Source organism: Pseudomonas sp. C11, from assembly GCF_034683865.1.
Lineage (GTDB): Bacteria > Pseudomonadota > Gammaproteobacteria > Pseudomonadales > Pseudomonadaceae > Aquipseudomonas.
The window spans coordinates 213,953-234,393 of sequence record NZ_JAWIIP010000007.1 but is presented as its reverse complement, the minus strand read 5'-3'; the positions used below and the strand labels follow the sequence as shown (position 1 = coordinate 234,393).

The 20,441-nt window shown below is 65.7% G+C and carries 19 protein-coding genes; 10 read left to right on the top strand and 9 right to left on the bottom strand.

Features of this window, described 5'->3' with window-relative positions; genetic code table 11:
• Positions 1–185: 185 nt before the first annotated feature.
• From cobJ to VC352_RS13520, 4 genes are all read left to right on the top strand, one after another.
• Positions 186–1,844: a precorrin-3B C(17)-methyltransferase gene (gene cobJ, locus VC352_RS13535; RefSeq protein WP_322980071.1), complete on the top strand. Its 1,659-nt coding sequence runs from the start codon at positions 186–188 to the stop codon at positions 1,842–1,844.
• 116 nt (positions 1,845–1,960) lie between these two features.
• The gene (locus VC352_RS13530; protein WP_322980070.1) at positions 1,961–2,734 is read left to right on the top strand and encodes a TylF/MycF/NovP-related O-methyltransferase; all 774 of its coding nucleotides are present in this window, start codon (positions 1,961–1,963) and stop codon (positions 2,732–2,734) included.
• 84 nt (positions 2,735–2,818) lie between these two features.
• The gene (locus tag VC352_RS13525) at positions 2,819–3,661 is read left to right on the top strand and encodes an AraC family transcriptional regulator (protein WP_322980069.1); all 843 of its coding nucleotides are present in this window, start codon (positions 2,819–2,821) and stop codon (positions 3,659–3,661) included.
• 60 nt (positions 3,662–3,721) lie between these two features.
• The gene (locus VC352_RS13520; RefSeq protein WP_322980127.1) at positions 3,722–4,327 is read left to right on the top strand and encodes a LysE family translocator; all 606 of its coding nucleotides are present in this window, start codon (positions 3,722–3,724) and stop codon (positions 4,325–4,327) included.
• 8 nt (positions 4,328–4,335) lie between these two features.
• Here the strand turns inward: VC352_RS13520 and VC352_RS13515 are convergent, their stop codons facing one another.
• Positions 4,336–5,319, bottom strand: a complete 984-nt coding sequence (locus VC352_RS13515; RefSeq protein WP_322980068.1) for a GlxA family transcriptional regulator — start codon at positions 5,317–5,319, stop codon at positions 4,336–4,338.
• A gap of 93 nt (positions 5,320–5,412) precedes the next feature.
• Here VC352_RS13515 and VC352_RS13510 point away from each other — a divergent pair, with 93 nt between their 5' ends.
• The gene (locus VC352_RS13510; protein ID WP_322980067.1) at positions 5,413–6,024 is read left to right on the top strand and encodes a LysE family translocator; all 612 of its coding nucleotides are present in this window, start codon (positions 5,413–5,415) and stop codon (positions 6,022–6,024) included.
• A 5-nt stretch (positions 6,025–6,029) separates the two neighbouring features.
• Here VC352_RS13510 and VC352_RS13505 read toward each other — a convergent pair whose 3' ends face one another.
• A complete protein-coding gene (locus VC352_RS13505) occupies positions 6,030–6,599 on the bottom strand; it encodes a flavin reductase family protein (protein WP_322980066.1) in 570 nt (189 codons plus the stop codon).
• Positions 6,600–6,750: 151 nt separating this feature from the next.
• Between VC352_RS13505 and VC352_RS13500 the strand changes: the two genes are divergently transcribed.
• Positions 6,751–8,058, top strand: a complete 1,308-nt coding sequence (locus tag VC352_RS13500) for an MFS transporter (protein ID WP_322980065.1) — start codon at positions 6,751–6,753, stop codon at positions 8,056–8,058.
• Between the two features lie 7 nt (positions 8,059–8,065).
• On the opposite strand, the gene VC352_RS13495 is transcribed toward VC352_RS13500, so the two are convergent.
• Genes VC352_RS13495 through VC352_RS13485 form a run of 3 tightly spaced genes read right to left on the bottom strand, consistent with a single transcriptional unit; the run spans position 8,066 to position 11,949 of the window.
• Complete coding sequence (locus VC352_RS13495) at positions 8,066–10,324, bottom strand: TonB-dependent receptor (RefSeq protein WP_322980064.1); 2,259 nt, start codon at positions 10,322–10,324, stop codon at positions 8,066–8,068.
• A 22-nt stretch (positions 10,325–10,346) separates the two neighbouring features.
• Entirely contained in the window at positions 10,347–11,576 is a 1,230-nt protein-coding gene (locus VC352_RS13490; protein WP_322980063.1) for an MFS transporter, read from the bottom strand.
• On the bottom strand, positions 11,560–11,949 hold the full coding sequence (locus tag VC352_RS13485; RefSeq protein ID WP_322980062.1) for a hypothetical protein: 390 nt from the start codon (positions 11,947–11,949) through the stop codon (positions 11,560–11,562). Before VC352_RS13485 ends, VC352_RS13490 begins: the two co-directional genes overlap by 17 nt.
• 146 nt (positions 11,950–12,095) lie before the next feature.
• Here VC352_RS13485 and VC352_RS13480 point away from each other — a divergent pair, with 146 nt between their 5' ends.
• The gene (locus VC352_RS13480; RefSeq protein WP_322980061.1) at positions 12,096–13,049 is read left to right on the top strand and encodes an AraC family transcriptional regulator; all 954 of its coding nucleotides are present in this window, start codon (positions 12,096–12,098) and stop codon (positions 13,047–13,049) included.
• Positions 13,050–13,099: 50 nt separating this feature from the next.
• Here the strand turns inward: VC352_RS13480 and VC352_RS13475 are convergent, their stop codons facing one another.
• On the bottom strand, positions 13,100–13,540 hold the full coding sequence (locus VC352_RS13475) for a helix-turn-helix domain-containing protein (RefSeq protein WP_322980060.1): 441 nt from the start codon (positions 13,538–13,540) through the stop codon (positions 13,100–13,102).
• Between the two features lie 69 nt (positions 13,541–13,609).
• On the opposite strand from VC352_RS13475, the gene VC352_RS13470 reads away from it, so the two are divergent.
• From VC352_RS13470 to VC352_RS13460, 3 genes are all read left to right on the top strand, one after another.
• On the top strand, positions 13,610–14,848 hold the full coding sequence (locus tag VC352_RS13470) for an MFS transporter (RefSeq protein ID WP_322980059.1): 1,239 nt from the start codon (positions 13,610–13,612) through the stop codon (positions 14,846–14,848).
• Positions 14,849–15,068: 220 nt separating this feature from the next.
• On the top strand, positions 15,069–17,228 hold the full coding sequence (locus VC352_RS13465) for a TonB-dependent receptor family protein (protein ID WP_322980058.1): 2,160 nt from the start codon (positions 15,069–15,071) through the stop codon (positions 17,226–17,228).
• A 16-nt stretch (positions 17,229–17,244) separates the two neighbouring features.
• A complete protein-coding gene (locus tag VC352_RS13460) occupies positions 17,245–17,826 on the top strand; it encodes a hypothetical protein (RefSeq protein WP_322980057.1) in 582 nt (193 codons plus the stop codon).
• Between the two features lie 40 nt (positions 17,827–17,866).
• On the opposite strand, the gene cobF is transcribed toward VC352_RS13460, so the two are convergent.
• Genes cobF through VC352_RS13445 form a run of 3 tightly spaced genes read right to left on the bottom strand, consistent with a single transcriptional unit; the run spans position 17,867 to position 20,324 of the window.
• Positions 17,867–18,634: a precorrin-6A synthase (deacetylating) gene (gene cobF, locus VC352_RS13455; protein ID WP_322980056.1), complete on the bottom strand. Its 768-nt coding sequence runs from the start codon at positions 18,632–18,634 to the stop codon at positions 17,867–17,869.
• Positions 18,631–19,341, bottom strand: coding sequence for a vWA domain-containing protein (locus tag VC352_RS13450; RefSeq protein WP_322980126.1), 711 nt, complete (start codon positions 19,339–19,341; stop codon positions 18,631–18,633). The genes cobF and VC352_RS13450 overlap by 4 nt, the downstream gene beginning before the upstream one ends.
• A complete protein-coding gene (locus tag VC352_RS13445; RefSeq protein ID WP_322980055.1) occupies positions 19,323–20,324 on the bottom strand; it encodes an ATP-binding protein in 1,002 nt (333 codons plus the stop codon). The genes VC352_RS13450 and VC352_RS13445 overlap by 19 nt, the downstream gene beginning before the upstream one ends.
• Positions 20,325–20,441 lie beyond the last annotated feature (117 nt).

The following is a 20,441-nucleotide window of genomic DNA, read 5'->3' as shown; positions in this document are numbered from 1 at the left end:
CTAACCGGCAACTCCGCATCGCCTGAGCCACCCTCTCCCCAACCCTCTCCCATAAATGGGAGAGGGAGCAGTCCGTGCACTGGGAGGCAGTTCATTTACCTCAGCACACAGGACTTAGACCGTAGCCCGGATGAAATCCGGGAGCCCCATTCCCCGGATTGCATCCGGGCTACAGGATTTACCGCATGAACATCGTCATCCTCGGCGCCAGCGCGCTGGCCACTGCACAACGCCTCAAGGCGCTTTATCCACAGGCCGTGATCCATGGCCTGCGCGGCCGTGCCGACGGCGCAGAGCGCCACTACGACGAGTTCGGCGAGCACCTGCGCGCCCTCTACCGCGCCGGTCAGCCGCTGGTGGTGCTGTGCGCCGCCGGTATCGTTATCCGCAGCCTTGCCGCGCTGCTGGCGGAAAAAGGCGCCGAGCCACCGGTGCTGGCCCTGGCCGAGGATGGCAGCGCCGTGGTGCCGTTGCTTGGCGGCCTGGCCGGGGTCAACCGCCTGGCCCGCGAGATCGCCGCGCACCTGGGCGTCACCCCGGCCATCACCACTAGCGGTGAGCTGCGCTTCGGCACCTGCCTGCTGGAGCCGCCGGCCGGCTATGCACTGGCCGACCTGCAGCAGGGCAAGCGCTTCGTCAGCGACCTGCTCGGCGGCGAAACGGTGCGTATCGAAGGCCAGGCGCCCTGGCTGGAAGCCGCGCAGTTGCCTGTGGATAACGCTGCCAACCGGGTCATCCACATCACCCCGCAGGCACGCCCGGCGCAGCCGGACGAACTGCTGATCCACCCGCGCAGCGCCGCCGCACTGATCGAACGCCCCGATGCCGAGTTGCCGGCACGGCTGCAACAGGCACTGAGCATCGCCAACCTGGCACCGCAAGCGCTGGCCTGCCTGCTTGCGGACAACCGCTGGATGGCCAATGCCGAGCTACACGCCGCCGCAGACGAGTTGAAGCTGCCGCTGCGCTTTATCCACAGCACGTCCGAACTGCTGCCCGAACACCATGCTGGCGATGGCCTGCGCCTGCTGCTGAGTGAACAGCCGCTGGATATCGAACGCCTCGGCCAGCGCCGTGGCCGCCTCAGCGTGGTCGGTCTCGGCCCTGGCGCGGCCGAGCACATGACTCCCGCCGTACGCCGTGCCCTTGATGAGGCCGAAGACCTGCTCGGCTACGACACCTACGTGAAGATGGCTGGCCCGCTGCGCACCGATCAATGCCTGCACCCCAGCGATAACCGCGAGGAGCTGCAACGCGCCGCCCATGCCTTCGAGCTGGCCGCCAGCGGTCGGCGGGTGGTGATGATCTCCTCCGGCGATCCCGGCGTATTCGCCATGGCCGCCGCCGTGATGGAAGCGCTGGAAAGCCCGCAAAGCGAGGCCTGGCAAGGCGTAGAACTGGAAGTACTGCCGGGCGTTTCCGCTGCCCTGGCCACTGCCGCCAAGGCCGGCGCGCCGCTGGGTCATGACTTCTGCCTGATCTCGCTATCGGACAACCTCAAGCCCTGGGCGGTGATCGAGAAACGCCTAGAGCACGCCGCCCTGGCCGACCTGGCCATGGCCTTCTACAACCCGATCTCCAAGGCCCGCCCCTGGCAGCTCGGCCGCGCGCTCGACTTGCTGCGCCAGCACCGCACGCCGGAAACGCTGGTGGTGCTCGGCCGCGATATCGGCCGCCCCGCCGAAGCCCTGCGCAGCCTGACCCTCGGCGAGCTGACGCCGGAGATGGTCGATATGCGCACCCTGGTGATCATCGGCTCCAGCCAAACCCGCCGTTTCCCGCGTGCCAATGGTGGCGAGTGGGTGTATACGCCGCGCTGGTATCCGGCGCTCACTACCGACTAAGGCAAAAACACATCATAGAGCTGGTGCTGCTACAGCCACTCCATTAACGTACCGCCGGTTCGAGGCCTGGATACCTGTCCGTGGTCTCACTACATGGATATGCCTTGGAGAGGCGAATGGCGATCAATTGGTTATCGCGACTGCGTTTTCTGTTCAACAAGGCCGCAGGCCGCATCGATAGCAAACTCAATCTCGACGATATCGAGCGCTATTGGAATTACCCACGGACGGGCGATGCCTACCTGGAGGCCTACCAGCACTCCCGGCGCCTCACCGCCTCCAGCGACGACCTGGCCAAGCAGATGCGCTTTCATACGCTGATGCAGGCAGTGCAGCGCGTAGCCAACGGGCAGGTCACCGGCGATATTGCCGAGTGTGGCTGCTGGAGAGGGCACTCCAGCCACATGATCGCCAGCGCGCTGGCTACCAGCGCCTGGTCGGGCCGTTTCCTGATCTTCGACAGTTTCGAGGGCGGCCTTTCCGACAAGACCGCGCAGGATCGCACGCAACTGGGCGATACCAGCCCGGAAGAAACGCTCAAGCAAAAACTCCTGTTTTCATCCAATCAGGAGGCAGTGGCCAATGTCCTCAGCCCGTTTGACTTCGTCGAGCTGCACAAGGGCTGGATTCCCGAGGTCTTCGAGCAGGCGGCGGAGCTCGCTTCACGGCGCTTCGCCCTGGTGCATATCGATGTCGACCTGTACGCGCCGATCCAGGCTTCCTTGCACTTTTTCGGCCCGCGCATGAGCGAGGGCGGCGTCATCGTGGTCGACGACTACGGCTCCAGCCATTTTCCGGGCGCCACGACCGCTGTCGACGAATTCATCGCCGAGTACCCACCCAAGCTGGCCCTGGCGGGACAGACCGGCGGCATGCTGTTGCTGTATTAGCCCTGGGCGGTTGCACAAATCTTCTAGCTCAGCACGGAGTACGCGCTAAGCTCGGGCGTTCACAACCGCGAAGGGCAGCAGGCAATGAACGCGCAATCATGGGTCGACCTCAAGCAGGATGCCGATACCGGCATCGAGGTGATCCGTGCGCATTTCGAGGGGCATGCCTACGACCCGCACTGGCACGACAGTTACCTGATCGGCTTCACCGAACAGGGCGTGCAGCAGTTCCATTGCCGTCGCGCGCTGTTCAGCAGCGTCGCCGGGCAGACCTTCTTCCTCGAGCCCGGCGATATTCACGACGGCCATGCACCGACGCCGGGTGGCTTCACCTACTCCACGCTCTATCTTGAGCCGGCCTGGCTGCAGCGTGCGCTGCCGGCGTTGTTCGAGCAGGCGCCTGGCGACTGCCTGCCCGGCGTGCCGCGCACCCAGCCGGACGATCCTGGCCTGCTGCCGTGCATCGCCAACGCCCTGCAGGCATTACGCGACGGAGAGCCACGCATGGTGCGCGACGCAGCACTCGATGCGCTGCTGGAACGCATCTCGCGCAGCCTGCACTGGCGCCAGAGCCTGCCGGGTAATCCGCAGATTCCCAGCGTGGCCCTGCGCGCCCGCGACTACCTGCACGCACATTTTCAGCAGAACATCGGCCTCGACGAACTGGCGCGTGCCTGCGGCGTCGACCGCTTTCGCCTAAGCCGCGCGTTCAAGGCAGCCTTCGGCATCGCTCCGCACGGCTACCTGATACAGCTGCGCCTGGTGCGCGCCCGACGTCTGCTGGCCCTCGGCACGGCGCCAGCGGAGGTCGCCAGTGATCTGGGCTTCGCCGACCAGAGCCACCTGGGCCGCTGGTTCCGCCGCGCCAATGGCCTGACCCCAGGCGCCTACCGCAACCGCTGCACAAAGCTTCAAGACCACGGATAGACCGAGCCGGACAATCGCGCCACACCTGATATGGAGCGATGCCCAATGCCCTTCACTGCCATGAACCAGTGGCTGCCCTTCATCCTGTTCGCCTCGGTAGCCTCGATTACCCCCGGCCCGACCAACCTACTGATCCTTGGCAGCGCCGCCCGCTTCGGTCTGGCCATCGCCCTCGCCATTGCCATCGGAGCGAGCCTGAGCGCCAGCCTGATGTTGCTGGTAGTCGGTCTGGGTCTCGGTGAACTGCTGGCCCATGCGCCGCTGCTGCAGACGGCGATGAGCTGGGCCGGCGCAGCCTGGATCAGTTGGATGGCCTACAAGCTGATGTGCGCCGAAGCGGCTGGTCTGGACGAGCGCAGCGTCGACCGGCGTCAGGGCTTCGTCCAGGGCGCCGGCCTGCAACTGATCAATCCCAAGACCTGGCTGATGACCCTGTCGGTCACGGCGATTTTTCTCGACGGCCAGGCTTCGTTCGGCGCGGTGGCAAGCTACGCGACGCTGTTCCTGCTGGTGTCCACGCCCTGCCTGCTGGCCTGGGGCCTGCTCGGTATCGGCAGCGCGCGCCTTTTGCGACAACCGGCCAGGCTGCTGTTGTTCAACCGCTGCATGGCCCTGTTGCTGCTGGCCTCGGTGTGGGTACCGTTGCTGTACCAGCTTCGCGGCTGAAGCCGCTCCTACGCCGTGGGTTTGGTTTGGCGGCGCATCACACCAGGCGTGGTACCGAAGCGCTGGCGGAACAGCTTGCCCAGATGACTGGCATCGCTGACGCCGATCTCGTCGGCGATCTGCGCCAGGCTGTGGCTGGAGTTGAGCAGGCGCCAGCGCACGTGCTGCAGGCGCAGCTCGTTCCAGTACTCCCGCGCGCTCATGCCCTGGCTGGCCTGGAACAGACGGTCGAGCTGACGCCGGCTGATGCCGACACTGGCCGCCAGTTGCTCGATACCGTCGGCACTGGCCAGGCCGTGGCGCATCAGGGCAATGGCGCGGTCGACATGACGTTCGCCGCTCGGCGTCGTGTGCAGCGAACGCAGCGCGTGCTGGCCGCTACGCGTCTCGTCCACCAGCATGTCGGCCAGGCCCTTGAGCGCCCGCGCCCGACCGCTGCCCTGGGCCAGCAACTCCACCGCCAGGTCGATGGCCGCAGCGCCACCGGCGCAGGAAATCCGCGCACCATCGATGCAATACAGGCGCTCACGAGCCAGGCGCAGATGCGGAAAACTGGCGCGAAACTCTGCCTCGTGGCGCCAGTGCACCGCCACCCGATGCCCGTCGAGCAAACCGCAGGCGGCCAGCAGGAAGCTGGCATTGTCGATCGCCACCAGTTTCACGCCAGCGCGCGCCGCACGACGCAGCAACGGCTGGTAGGTCGGCGCCAGCGCGGCGGTGGCTTGCGCGTTACGCCCGCCGAACAGCACCAGGTAATCGAAGTCGGCCAGCTCGATTTCAGCCGGAGTGGCCTCGATACGCAGCGCCGCACCGCTGCTGGACTGAACATGCCCTGGCTGCAGGCCGAGAATCGTCCAGGCGCAGTAGCGCTGGCGGCTGTAGTCCTCGTCGTCGGCGCTGAAGCGCAACTTGTCGAGAAAACCACCGAACGGCAGCAAGGCGAACTCCGGCAGCGGCAGCAGGAGAAAACGCAGATCGGGGCTTTCGACCATGACCGTCCAGAATCAACCGTTGGATGACCAGAATCTACCTCATTACCGCTCCTGCCGCTGACTAGACTGGCCGCGCCTTCACAGGAGACCCGCATGGCCCTCGAACTCTGGCTCGTCTACTTCGTCGCTACCCTCGGCCTGGCGCTGACGCCCGGCCCCAACAGCCTGCTGGCGCTGACCCATGGCGGGCTGTACGGCGCGCGCATGGCGCTGGCCACCATCCTCGGCGGCGTGGTCGGCTTCAGTACCTTGATCGCCCTGGCCATGTTCGGCCTCAGCGCGCTGCTCAAGACCGCACCCACTGCGCTACTGGCACTCAAGTGGATCGGCGGTGCCTACTTGATCTGGCTGGGCGTGCAACTGTGGCGCTCGCCGCCGATGAACCTGACCCTGGCCGACAGCGGCACCCGCCCCAGCGCCGCCCGGCTGTTTCGCCAGGGCCTGCTGTCGGCGCTGTCCAATCCCAAGGTGATCCTGTTCTACGGCGCCTTTCTGCCGCAGTTCCTCGACCCACAGCGCGGCCTGGCCATGCAGTTCGTGGTGATGGCGGCGACCTTCGCTGTGGTCGAGTTCCTCGTCGAGCTGCTGCTGGCGCTGCTGGCCTTCCGCGTACGGCCCTGGCTACAGCGCGGCGGCCGTACCTTCAACCGCAGTTGCGGCGTGCTCTTCGTGCTGATCGGCGTGGCGCTGCCGCTGGCGCGCTGAGCGAGTCAGGCCTTGAGTGCTTCGCCAATCGCGTAGTAATGCCCGCCCGCCACATGATGCAGGCTGCGCAGGCTCGGGTCGGCCGTCTCGAAATGCCAGCGACCATCGCGGAACACACGCTCGTCGGCCCAGGCCGCAATCACCTCGCCGATGAACAGATCGTAGGCCTGCTGGTTGTGCGGCTCCTCGATCAGCCGGCAGACCAGCCAGGCCGAACAGCCGGCCACCAGCGGCAGATCGTGGCCATCCAGGGTGAACAGCTCGACACCGGCATGTGCCAGCTTCGCCGGATCATCGGCCAGGCTGGCGCTGCCCACCGCCTGGGTTAGTTGCAGTTGCGCCACGGTCGGCACCTGGATGGCGAACAGACCGCTGCCCTCGATCAGCGCGCGGGTACGAGTGGCCTTGTCCAGCACCACGCTGAGCTTCGGTGGGTCGAAATCCAGGGCGCAGCACCAGGCCGCCGCCATGACGTTATCCACAGCCTGGTGACGGGCCGATACCAGCACGGTGGGGCCGTGGTTGAGTAAACGGTAGGCCTTGACCAGGTCGACTGGGGCGAGATGGGGCTGCATGGCGTCTCCAAACTGGGCATGGATGAGAGATGGCGATACTCGCTCAGCCAGGTCGCTCACGGCAACGTCACCGTCGCCTGCGTGGCGCCTGCCCCGGTCATCGCTCCGTAACCTGCCTGAAGCCGTCTAAATCAGGGATCAGGAGCGTTGCATGAATGGCACACACAGCAGTCAGCAGGTCAGCCCGGCCACCTTGCGCAAGGTGATCGCCGCCTCGGCCATCGGTAATTTCGTCGAGTGGTTCGACTTCGCCGTCTACGGTTTCCTCGCCGTGACCATCGCTTCGCTGTTCTTCCCACCGGGCAATCCGACCCTGGCGCTGCTGCAGACCTTCGCGGTGTTCGCGGTGTCGTTCGCCCTGCGCCCGCTGGGCGGCATCGTCTTCGGCATTCTCGGCGACCGCATCGGGCGCAAGCGTGTGCTGTCGATCACCGTGCTGATGATGGCTGGCGCCACCACGCTGATCGGCCTGCTGCCGACCTACGCCAGCATCGGCCTGCTCGCGCCGCTGCTGCTGGCGCTGGCGCGCTGTCTGCAAGGGTTCTCCGCCGGGGGCGAATACGCCGGCGCCTGCGCTTTCGTCATGGAGCACGCACCGACCGAACAGAAGGCCCGTTACGGCAGCTTCGTACCGGTGTCGACCTTCCTCGCCTTCGCCTCGGCAGCCGGCCTGGTATTCGGTCTCGATCAGCTGATCAGCAGCGAGCAGATGCAGGCCTGGGGCTGGCGCCTGCCGTTCCTGATCGCCGCACCGCTGGGGCTGGTGGGCCTGTACATGCGCCTGCGCCTGGATGAATCGCCGGCATTCAAGGCCATGGCGTCCGAACCAGCGCCGGAACATTCGCCATTGAAGGAAACCCTGCGCCTGCACGGCGCGACCATCGCCTGCCTGGGTGCCTTCATCTCGGCCACGGCGCTGTCGTTCTACATGTTCACCACGTACCTCACCACCTACATGCAGGTGGTCGGCGGCGCCACACGGCCGACCGCCTTGCTGGCCAGCCTGATGGCGCTGATCTTCGCCGGTTTGCTATGCCCCTTCATCGGCCGTTATTCAGACTACGTCGGCCGTCGGCGTACCATTCTCACTGCCGGGGTGGCGCTGATCGTCGCGGTGTACCCGGCCTTTACCCTGGCCACCTCCGGTGCGCTGCTTCCGTCGGCGCTGGGCGCCATGCTGCTGGCCGTGGGTGCGGTGATCTGCGGCGTGGTCACGGCGGTGCTGCTGTCCGAGCAGTTCCCTACCCGGGTGCGCTACACCGCCTCGGCCTTCACCTACAACCTGGCCTATACGCTCTTCGGTGGCACCGCGCCGCTGGTGGCCACCTGGCTGATCGAGCAAACCGGCGACCGCATGGCGCCGGCCTACTACCTGATCGTCATCGCCCTGATCGCCCTGGCGGGCGGCCTGGCGCTGCCGGAATCGTCGAAACGGCCGCTGAACTACCGCGCGGACTGAAAGCCGATCAGTACGCCACCGAGTAGCTGAGACCAAAGGTGCGTCCGGCTGCCGGCAGGCTGGAGATGGCGCCGTAGGTGGCCTCGGCCTGCTGGCCGTAGACGGTCTTGTAGTCGCGGTCGGCCAGGTTGTAGACGCCGAAGCCGACCTCGCCACCGAACCAGGGCGCATGGGCGATCAGGTCGACCACGGTGTAACCCTGGATCTTGCTCGCCGGGGTGGCACGGATGCTCGGGCTGATCGCCGCCTTCTGGGCGTCGTCGTAGGCACGGTCGCTGCCACCCACGGTCAGCGCCTGCAGGCGCACGCCATAGCCTTCCTGGAATTTCCAGTCGCTGTAGACGGTGGCCTTCAGAGGCGAGACGCGGAAGGCATTCAGCTCGCGCCAGTTGCCGGCGGCGTCCTTGTACTGGCCACGGGTGTAGGCCAGGGTGCCGCCCAGCGTCCAGCCCTCGGCGACCGGCACCTGCAGGTTGCCCTCGGCGCCCCACACGCGCTCGTCGGTATCGGCCACCGAGACGCTGAAATCGCGATTGAACTGCACCACCTTGTCGGAGGTGTTGTAGAAGGCGGTCACCCCGGCGTTGAGGCCGCTGGCCTCGCCCAGACGCCAGCCCAGTTCGTAGTTGTTGACCTTGATCGAATCGATACTGCTGCTATCGATGACGAAGCTGGCCGGCACATCACGCAGCATGCGCTGGGTATCGGGCAGGCTGAAGCCCTGGGAGAAGTTGGCGAACAGCTGTTGGCTGTCGGTCAGCTTGTATACCGCGCCGAGGTTGAACAGGGTTTCGCTGTGGCGCACGTTGCCGCCTTCCAGCGTGCGCGCCTGGTAGCCGGCAACGGTGGCGGCGGTGACTGCCTCGCCATAGGGGATGGAATCGTCCACCTCGTTGCGAATGGTTTCGCGGCGTACCCCGGCCTGCAGGCTGAGGCGCTCGGTGAGCTGGTAGTCGCCCTGCAGGAACGCGCCGGTCTTGCTCACTTCAACGTCCGGGCCCATCGAGGAGCTGTAGGTCTCGCGGTAGTTAAGGCCCTTGCTGGTGAAGAACGTGGTGAAGTCATAGAACTGACCGTCCTGACGATCCTGTTCGCGCTCGTAATCGAGGCCATAGCTCAGTTGCAGGTCGCGCCCGGCCAGATCGAAGCCTTTCTGCAAAGCGGTGCGTACACCCCAGACGTCGATGTCGGTGCTCGACTGCATCACCACGTTGGCCACGCCACCGGGTAACGCGGCATTGGCCGCACGGCTGGCGAAGGGGAACCAGCGCGACTTTTCCTTGCGGTAGTAGGCTTCGGCGGTCAGTTGCTGACCACCCAGCAAATCGCGGTTGAGGTACTGCACATTGGCGCCGTAATGACGGGTGCGCGGCTGGTCGTCGAGTTGCAGGCCATCCACGGCCTTGTGGCTGGGGGCAGCGCTGTTGAGCAGGACATTGAGATTGGGGCCGTAATCCGGGCCGTAGTCGCTGTCCTGCTCGTCGTCGTAGTAGCGCACGCCGCCGCTCAGTTGCTGGTCGTCGTCCAGATGCCAGGTCAGGCGGCCATTGAAGTCGAAGCTGGTGGTGTCCTGGCGGTCGGTCTGGGAGATTTCCGGGCCAATGCGATCACCATGGGCGTCGCGAATCTCGCCCTGCTTGGTGTAGCTCAGGCCGGCGAAACCACTGACCGCGCCCTGGTGGAAGGCAGCGGTCTGCGAGGCCTCGTAGGCCATGGCGTCACGCGCGGCCTTGCCGGGGGTGCGCAGGCCGATGCGGCTGCTGAAGTCGCTGGTCTCGTCGTCGGCATTGCGCGTGATGATGTTGATCAGGCCGCCGGTGGCACCGGCGCCGTAGATGCTGGTGGCACCGGAGATCACCTCGATGCGCTCGATCATCGCCGGGTTGATGCTGTTGAGCTGGCGCGCACCGTCGCGCGAGCCGGTCAACGGCACGCCGTCGATCATCACCTGCACGGTGCGCCCGCGCATGGTCATGCCGTAGTTACTGGTGGTGCCGCTGCTCGGCGCCAAGGAAGGCACGAGCTGGCCGAGGATGTCCGCCGTGGAGCGCCCGGCCGTGGCCTGCTCGGCAACCTGTTCGTGCTCGATGCTGTACACCGTGCCGGCGATCTCGGCGACGCTCTTGGCCGAACGGGTGGCGGTGACCACCACCGGGCCGAGCTCTTGAACCTGGCTGGTCGATGTGTCGTCGGCCTGCGCGTGGAGCGCGCCGCTCACCGCCAGGCTGAGCAAGGTGACCTGCATGGATGCCGAAAGATGCCTCATGGTTTCCCCCAGAGAAAGCGCGTCAATGATTGTCGGTGCCGGCCTGAATGCGCCGGACGATGGGTTTGCAGAGCAGGACGCTGAGCACGGAAAGCGCGCCCAGCAGCAGGTAATAGGTTTCGTAACCCAGGCCCTTGGCGAGGAAGCCCGACAGCGAACCGCCAACGAAGAACACCAGCAGCTCGAAGCACACCAGCACGGTGAAGTCGGTGCCGGCCTGCTGCCGCGAACAGAGCTGCATGAAAAGGGCGTAGAGGCTGGTCATCGCCAGGTAGCGGATGGCCAGGAGCACCAGCACCATGGCGCCGAGCCACAAGGGCGAGCCGTCGGCCAGGCCGCTGAGCAGCAGCCCGGCGACCGCCAGGTAGGCCAGGCTGCGCAGCCAGCCGGCGCGCAGCAGCAGGGTCGCCGCACGCTGGCGCTGCAACAGGCGCGCAGCCGCCACGGCGGCGAGCAGCCCGACGCTGGCGCCAGCCACCGACATCAGCAGGCCGATCTGTGTCAGCGACCACAGACGATCCACCAGCATCGGCGTGAGCATGGCCATGGCCGGCGCCTCGACCAGGCGATAGACCAGGATCAGCAGCAGTGCCCAGCGGATCTCCGGGCGCTTGAAGGTGGCGATGAAGCCCGGCCTGGCCGCCTCGGCTTGCGCCGGCAGGCGGTCATCGACCCGCACCACCGCCAGCATGGTCAAGGCACTCAGGCCGGCCAGGGTCAGCAGCGCGCTCTGCCAGCCGACCACCTGGTACAACCACAGCACGCCGGCACCGCCGAACATACTGCCCAGCGCCACGCCAATGCTCTGCGCCATGCTGCCGAGACGATGATCCTCGCTGGCCAGCGATTCCACGGTATAGCCGTCGATGGCGATGTCCTGGGTGGCGGCAAAAGTGGATATCCACAGGCTCACCAGCACGAACAGCAGCAGGCCGTGCTCCAGGCCGGTCAGCGCCAGCAGCAGGATGCCGACCACCAGCGCCGCCTGGGTCAGCCACAGCCAGGTACGACGCCGGCCGAGGCTGTGCAAGTAATGGCGGTCGACCAGCGGCGCCCAGAGAAACTTGAACGCCCAGGGGATGTACAGCAGCGAGAGCATGCCGATCCAGCGCAGGTCGACACCCTGGCTACGCAGAATGGCCGGCATCGCCACGTTGAAGAAGTACAGCGGCAGCGCGTGGGCCAGGTACAGCACCACGATCACCGCCAGCGCCAGCCGGGTCACCGGCACCTGCTCAGACGGACGCTGCATGATTCACCATGCGCTCGGCGATCCAGCGATAGCCGTGCGTCCTGTCCAGGGTGACGAAATAAGGCACGCCCCAGGCGGCATGCAGCGCCGGGGTGTCGAGCCGGGCCTGCTCGTCGGCGTCAGCGGCGATGCGCACCAGCCCCTGGCAAATCTCGCGGAACGCCACCTTGTGCTGCTTGTACCAGACGCCCTGGATGGCCCGGTAATCCTCGGCGAAGGTGCTGCCCTCGCGGGTGCTGGAAATGAAGAAGAACGGCTGACGGCCCTCGATCAGACGCTCGATTCCGTCCAGCCACTGGCGTATCTGCGCCGCGTCGACATGGTCGTGGAAGACCGCCTCGACCACCGCCGTTTGCGTGAGGAGCAAACCCATCGCTGTGTGATTCCCATGATCGTTGGTGACGCAACCAGGACGATTGCGACCTCATTGCACATGAGAATAATTCTGAACAATGTTGCGCGCTTAGGCGAAAAGAAGGAAAAATTAGCCGCAACGAAACTTCCATCGGTCACGCCACCATGACGGTCTTCACCTGCGGTCAGCTCAGCGATGTCGCCCACACCCTCGGCGGCAACCTGCGTTTCCAGCGCGAGCTGCCGGGCGAACAGCCGGTGCTCGACGGTGAACAACAGGTGCAGGTGCTGAGCGAAGGCCTGGTGCTGTACTTCAGCCACAGCCGCGATCTGGTCGACGCCAGTAGCGACAACCGCTTGGCACCAGGCATCACCGCCGCCTTCCTGCTGCAAGGCGAAGCCGAAGTCAGCCTGCCGCGCCAGCGCCTGCACTTCGACGCGCGCCCAGGTGGCCAGCGCGCCATGCTGGTCAACCTGACCGATAGCGATCAGTTCCAGCGTCACTGGCGCCGCGACCGCGAAGAAACCAAGGTGTGCCTGAGCATCACCCCGGACTGGCTGCAACAGGTCGCCCTCGGCAGCCAACTGCGCAGCGACGCCCTGCTGCGCTTCAGCCGCAGCCACTGGCACAACCTGCCCTGGCAACCCTCGCTGGACATCCTCCAGCGCGCCCACCAGTTGCTCGAACGTGACGCGACGCTGCCGCCGTTGTTGCAGCGCCTGCAACGCGAGAGCTTCGCCCTGGATCTGGCCTGCGACATCCTGCGCGGCATCGACACGCCCCAGGAGAAACGCCTCGGCAGCCACCTCGAACGCTGCCTGGCGCGCCTCAAGGAGTGGCTCGACAGCGGCGAGGCCGACACCCTGAGCATCGCCGACATGGCGCGCCAGCTCGGCACCAACCCGGTCGACCTGCAGAACGCCTTTCGCCACCGTAACGGCACCACCATTGCCGCCTACCTACGCCGCCAGCGCCTGGCCCGGGCTTATCACGCCATACGCCAGCAGGGTCTGTCGGTGGAGGACGCCGCCAGCCTGGCCGGTTATGAACACCTCAGCAGCTTCAGCGCCGCCTTCAAGCGCCAGTATGGATTTCCGCCGTCGCAGGCCCGGCGCTGATCTCGATAGCCGAGAGCGCACCCTGAACCCCACCGAGGGAATGAAGCACCTCAACCGACGCCAGGGTTGGTGTCACGCTTGCCGCTTTTGCGCTTGGCACCACGCCTGCCAGCCACCTCGACCAGACGGCGAAAGGTCGGGCATTCCAGGTGCGAGGGCGCCGGGCAGTCGGCGACATGCCGCAGCGTGTCGCGCAGCGCACTCAGCTCACGGATCTGCCGGTCGATGGCATCGGCCTGCGTGCGGATCAACTCGCGCGGCAGCTCCGGTACGCCGTTCGCGCCAAACATGCCGGCGATCTCTTCCAGCGAGAACCCCGCCGATTTGCCCATGGCGATCAGCTTGAGTTGCAGCAGCACTTCGGCTGGGAACTGGCGGCGCAAGCCGATGCGGGTCACCGAGGCGATCAGCCCGGCTTCCTCGTAGTAACGCAGGGTCGAGGGTTTGAGACCACTGCGTTGCGCGACCTCTCCGATATCCAGAAATTTCATGCTTGACCTCAAGTCGACTTGAAGTTGCAAGCTTCTCACGACCATCAATTTCGGCAAGAGGGCACAGCAATGAACGCGATCGACTCACCATCTTCGAGGCGGGCTCAGACAGGCATCACAGTGACTCTGGCGCTGTCGATGCTGCTCGCCTCGCTCGGCACCAGCATCGCCAATATCGCGCTACCGGAACTGGCAGCCGCCTTCCCAGCCCCCTTCGCCCAGGTGCAGGCCGTGGTGGTGGCCTATCTCGCCGCGCTGACGCTATCGGTCGTCAGTGCTGGCCGGCTCGCTGATCGATATGGCGCGAAGAACATCCTGGTGGCCGGCCTTGCCCTCTTCGCCAGCGCTTCATTGCTCTGCGCCCTGGCCCCGGGCCTCTGGCTACTGATCGCCTCACGGGCGCTGCAGGGCATCGGCGCCGCCTTTCTGATGACGCTCGCCATGACGTTGATGCGGCAAACCGCCAGCGCAGCGCGTATCGGGCGAGCCATGGGCCTGCTCGGCACCGTATCGGCACTCGGCACCGCACTCGGCCCGACGCTGGGCGGCCTGCTGATCCCGCTGTCCGGTTGGCGCGCCGTCTTCTGGGTACTGGTGCCACTGGCAGTGCTGGCGCTGATCCTCGCCGTCTCGCTGCTGCCGAACGGCAGCCAGCGCAAGTCGACCCAGCCCTCACGCCTCTGGACAGTGATGGATCGCGAGTTGCTGCCCAATCTCCTGATCAACTTGCTGGTGGCTGCCGTGATGATGACGACGCTGGTGGTCGGCCCCTTTTACCTCGGTGCCGCCCTCGGCCTGACGGCGACGCAGGCAGGGCTCGTCATGTCGGTCGGGCCGCTGATCTCCATTGTCAGTGGCGTGCCCAGCGGGCATTTGGTCGATACCTGGGGCAGCAGCCGCGTACTCGTCATGGGGCTCCTTCTGCTGGCTGCAGGTTCGGGGTTGCTGGCCCTGCTGCCCAATGCGATCGGCATGGCCGGCTATGTCCTGGCGATCATCGTCCTGACGCCGGGCTACCAGCTCTTCCAGGCGGCCAACAACACCGCAGCGCTCACCCAAACGCCGTCGCAACAGCAGGGTACGGTGTCCGGCCTGCTTGGCCTGTCACGCAACCTCGGCCTGATCGTTGGCGCATCGGCGATGGGCGCCGTATTCGCTGCCGCAGTGGGCACGGATGCATTCGCGCTTGCACCGGCCTCGGCCATCGCAGCAGGGATGCGACAGACCTTTCTCCTGGCCGGCGTACTGATGCTCGCGGCGCTTGCCATTGCCTCACGGCAGCAGGCAGCGGACGCACAGCCTCTGTAACGGATAAGGCGAGCGCCTTGATGGGCTCAGCCTGGCCTGGCGGCTGGGCATGTTTGTCACGTCGGCCGGGGTGTCTCGCCAGAACGGGTCGACCTGGCAAGCCCAGAGTGCAAGACTCGCCGCGCCGGTTTGCCATCCGCCCGATGCCGCCCCTGCTTCGTGACCAATCCCCCGTCGCCTCCATCAGACTCACTCGCCGCCCGCTCAATGGAGCCCTTGCATGCTGCCCCTGCCGCTTCCCCGCCACCCTGCTCGTCTTACCCTGCTGACGCTCGCCTGCCTGAGCGCTCACAGCGCCTTCGCCGAAGAGCCCGTGCAGCTCGATGCCCTGCAAGTCAGTGGCGTACGGATGAGTGAAGAGGACGCCGCACGCGAAGACCTCGAGCAGGTGCCCGGCGCCAGCAATCTGGTGGACATGAGCAAGGTCGAACAGGGCCGTGTAGCCGGCGTCGCCGACGTACTGGCTTACCAGCCCGGCGTCTACGCCCAGTCCCCGGGCAACGAAGGGGTGAAGATCAGCGTGCGTGGCTCGGGTATCAACCGCGGGCCCGGCTCGCATGCTTCCGGCACCCATATCCTGCTCGACGGCCTGCCGCTGACCGGCTCCGGTGGCACGCCCTACGAACTGCTGGAACCGCTGTGGATAAGTCGCGCCGAAGTGCTGCGCGGCGCCAATGGCTTCGAGCGGGGCTCGCTGGCCCTCGGCGGCGCCATCGACTACATCACCCACACCGGCTACACCGCGCCCAAGCTGCAACTGCGCTATGAAACCGGCAGCCATGGCTACCAGAAACGCAACATCGCCTCCGGTCAGGTGCTGGGCGATTTCGACTACTACATGGCGCTGACCGACAGCCACACCGACGGCTATCAGGATCAGGCCTCCGGCAAGGGCAAAGGCATCGCCGCCAACTTCGGTTATCGGCTCAACGAGAACCTGGAAACGCGCTTCTACCTGCGCTACCGCGAAACCGAGCACGAAACGCCCGGCCGCCTGACCAAGGCCCAGCTCAAGGACGATCCGCGCCAGGCCGCTGCCAACAACCTGCTTATCGACGCCCACCGCGACCAACCCGGCAGTACCTGGCTGGCGAACAAGACCACCTGGCAGATCGACGACGACTCGACCCTGGTGGCGGGCCTGGCTTATCACCATTACCCGATGGATATCACCGAAACCTTCTATCGAAGCGGCGCCTATCGCATCCGCGTGGACTACAGCGATATCAGCGGTACCCTGAACTACACCCGTCGGCACAGCTTGTTCGGCCTGAACAGCGTGACCACCCTTGGACTGCGCAGCACCACAAATCTGCCGAGCAGCACATCCAGGGAAACCGCAGCGCTGCCGATCAATGTGGAGTCCGGCGGCACAACTATCACCTATCCCGCCGGCACCTTGATGCGCGACTACGAACACCTGGGTTCGGACAACGTGCTGCACTTCAGCAACGACACGGAGCTGATGCCCGATCTGTGGCTGACCAGCGGCCTGGCGCTGATCTACACCCGCCGTGAAGCCGAAGTGACCTGGCCGGCCACCGACGACAGGCTCAGCGAGCACACCTGGGACTACGCCCCGCGCCTCGGCCTGCGCTATCAGCTCAACCCCGATGTGCAACTGTTCGGCAATATCAGCCGCTCGGTGGAACCGCCGCATGCCTGGTCGATGCTCTGGAGTTCGCCGCTGCGCTTCTCCAGCACCATCACAGAGCCCTATGCCGCTCGCCAACGCGCCGCCATCAGCCTGGATAACCAGACCGCCACCACCTTCGAGGTCGGCGGGCGAGGCGACTCCGCACTGGGCCAGTGGGAACTGACCTACTACTACTCGCAGGTGCGCCACGAACTGCTCACCGTGGAAATCATCCCCGGCGTAACGCCGTCTGAATCCAACGCCAGCCCCACCGTGCACCAGGGCATCGAAGCCGGCCTGAGCAGCCCGCTGTGGCAAGGCGGCGCAGCTGGCGCCCTGAGCCTGCGCCAGGCCTATACCTTCAGCGACTTCCACTACCGCGACGACGACGTATTCGGCGACAACCGCCTGCCTGGCCTGCCGCGCCATTACTACCAGGCCGAAGTCCGCTACGACCACCCGAGCGGCTTCTACGCCGGCCTCAACACCCAGTACGCCTCAAAAGTCGCCGTGGACTACGCCAACTCCTACTACGCCGATGCCTACGCCACCTTCGGCGCCACCCTCGGCTACGCCTCACCGAAAGACGACTGGCAAGCCTGGCTCGACCTGCGCAACCTGACCGACAAACGCTATGCCGCCACCGTGACGCCGGGCTATAACGACAACGGCGCTGATGTAGCGCGCTCCACGCCTGGGGAAGGGTTTGGGGTATATACGGGGGTTTCTTGGAGTTGGTTGTAAGACAGGGAGAAAAACGGTGAAGAAGCTCCTGTACGCAGCACTGGCCTTTTCTTCATTTGCGGCTGGCAATGAACTGCCAGCGGGGATTATCGAGCAGATTCCTGCCGGCTATTCGATGTGGCTTTATGAGTCTGGCGAGCTGGATGGTGACACGCTGACCGATTACCTCGTCGTTGTGCATAACCCCGAAGAAGCGACATTGGCCAAAGAACAGGAGGCACCACCCAGGCCTCTGCTGCTCTTTACCCAAACTGTGGATGGCACTTACGAGCTACGTGCTCGCAATGACCAAGTGGTGCTCAAGATCAATGAGGGTGGCCAATGCGATCCATTTGATGGCGATGCTCAAGGACTAGCCATCAAAGATCGATACTTCACCGTCGAAAACGGTGTTGCCTGCGGTCAGCACTGGACGGACTACATTACCTTCCGCTACGACCCGACCGTGAAGGACTGGGTATTTCACAAGCGAATCTTCGAGAACTGGGTTCTCAATGACAGCCAAGACCCCGATGCCGAAGCGCTGGTTCTCGACGTATACAAAGTCACGACCGCAAAACGCGAAGCGCCTGTTCGATTCGAGGCTTATCGTCCGTAGCGCGTAGGGTGGACAACGCTCTTCTTGTCCACACCCCAGCTCAGCCCTGCGCCGTACCTTCCTTGCGCAGCAAGTAACTATCCATGATCCACCCATTACGCTCACGCGCTTCGGCGCGGGTCGTGACGATGCGTTCGGCCACCTCATCCAGCGGGCCAGCGATAAGGATTTCATCGGCAGTACCGACGTAGGCGCCCCAGTAGATATGCAGCCCCTGGCCGACGTAGCGGCGGTAGGTGTCCTTGGCGTCGAGCATCACCGCCACGCTGTCCACGCCTTGCGGCCAGCCTTCGGCGAGCAGGCGGCCGGTAGTGATTTCCACGGCGCGGCCGATGCTGTTGAGCGGGATGCGATGCCGTGCGGTCAGCGCCTGCAGGCTGGTGATGCCGGGAATCACGTCATAGACGAAATCGCTACGCCGCGCGGCGATGGCCTCGATGATGCGGATGCTGCTGTCGTATAGCGATGGGTCGCCCCAGACCATAAAGGCCGCCGTCTCGCCATCGGCCATCTGCTCGTCGATCAGTTGCTCGAACACCGCCTGCTTGTCGCGGTTGAGTTCGTCGACGCTGGCGCGGTAGTCCGCCGCCTCGCGTTCGCGCTCCGGTTGCAGGCCTTCGGCGAAGCGCGGCGTGTGGCCGTCCAAAAAGCGCGCGCAGATCTCGCGGCGCAGGGCGTTGAGCTTGTGCTTGGCCGCGCCCTTGTCCATCAGGAAGATCACGTCGCTACGGCGCAGCGCCTTGATCGCCTGGTAGGTGATGTAGTCCGGGTCGCCGGCGCCGATGCCGACCAGCAGCAGGGTTTTCATGGGGTTCTCCAGGTGCGCCCCGGCACGCCGGGCGCCAGGTCGTCGATATGGTGGTAGTCGGCCTGCAGCGCCTGCGCCAACTGGCGGGCACGACCCAGGCGAATAGGCGCGCGCTCAGTGTCGAGCAGCAGGGTTGGGCACGGCAGCGGCGCCAGATTTGGCAGATCACGCAGACGGCCGTCGGTGAGGATCAGCAGGCGCTGGCGTTCGCTCGGTTTCGCCCGTTGCCGACGCGACAGCCAGTCACTCGCCTGATTGAGCGCATCGAGCAGCGGCGTGCCGCCTCCGGCGCCCAATTCTTGAAGCCATCGATGCAACTCCGCGCTGGCCTTGCGCCCCTGCCACAACCACTGCGCCTCACGACCACCGGCCTGTAGCACGGCCAGGCGTGCACGCTGGCGATAGGCGCTGTCGAACACTTCGGCGAGCACGCCTTTCGCTCGGCTCAAGGCACCGTGGCGACGGGTCGAGGCGGAGGCATCCACCAGCACCAGCCATAGCTCGTCGGCCTGCTGGCTGCGCGGGCGCAGCACCAGTTGTTCGCGGCGTTGCGGGCGGCCCTGGCGCAGGGTCGCCGGCCAATCGATACGACCAGCCACACCGCTACGTGCGGCACCACGCAGGCCGCCGCCGAGTCGTCCGGGCCGGTTACGGGCATCCGCGCCTGTGGCTGTGCGCGGGCGGATGCTCAGGACTTTTTTGGCCAGCGTGGCGGCACGCGCCGTTCGCCCATGGCCTGCGGCTGCGCCGGCAGTTCGCCCCACTGGCCTTCGCCCTGGCTCTGCTCCTGCGCCTGTTGCGGCGCCTGGCTCTGCTCGGGCGGCGTGGCAGCCGGCGGTTGTGGCTGACGGCGACGGTGACGCAGGACGAAGTCTTCCACCGCCTCGATATCCACAGGCTCGATGCCCGCCGCACCACGCCAGGCGGCATGGGCACGGGCGGCGCGCAGCCAGACCAGATCGGCACGCAGGCCATCGACGCCGGCAGCGAAACAGCGCTGGCTGATCTCGCCCAGGGCGGCGTCATCCAAAGGGATATCGGCCAGGCGCTGGCGGGCGTTCTGGCAACGGGCCGCGAGGGCAGCCTGCTCGACCTGCCAACGTTGCAGGAAGGCGGCGGGGTCAGCATCGAAGGCCAAACGGCGACGGACGATCTCGGCACGTTCGGCCGGCTGCGGCTGGCCATCGAGAGCCAGGTTGAGGCCGAAGCGGTCGAGCAGTTGCGGGCGCAGCTCGCCTTCCTCGGCGTTCATGGTGCCGATCAGCACGAAGCGCGCGGCATGCCGATGGGAGATGCCGTCGCGCTCGACATGGTTGACCCCGCTGGCAGCGGCGTCGAGCAGCAGGTCGACCAGATGATCCGGCAGCAGGTTGACCTCATCGACATACAGCACGCCGCCATCGGCACGGGCCAGCAGGCCAGGGGAAAACTGCGCCCGGCCCTCGCCAAGCGCGGCGTCCAGATCCAGGGTGCCGACGATACGCTCCTCGCTCGCCCCCAGCGGCAGGGTGACGAAGCGCCCGCCATCGAGCAGATCGGCCAGGCCACGGGCCAGGGTCGATTTGGCCATACCGCGCGGGCCTTCGATCAGCACACCGCCGATGGCCGGATCGATGGCCGCAAGGCACAGCGCCAGCTTGAGGGAGTCGGCACCGACTACTGCTGCGAGGGGGAAGTGATGTTCGGTCATGGCTCTGGCCTGTGGATAAACATGGTTCCGACGGTAGCCCGGATGAAATCCGGGAATGGCGGTGCGGGCAATTGGCGATTGCAGCGGATCAGAGGGATTCCTCCCCTCTCCCATTTA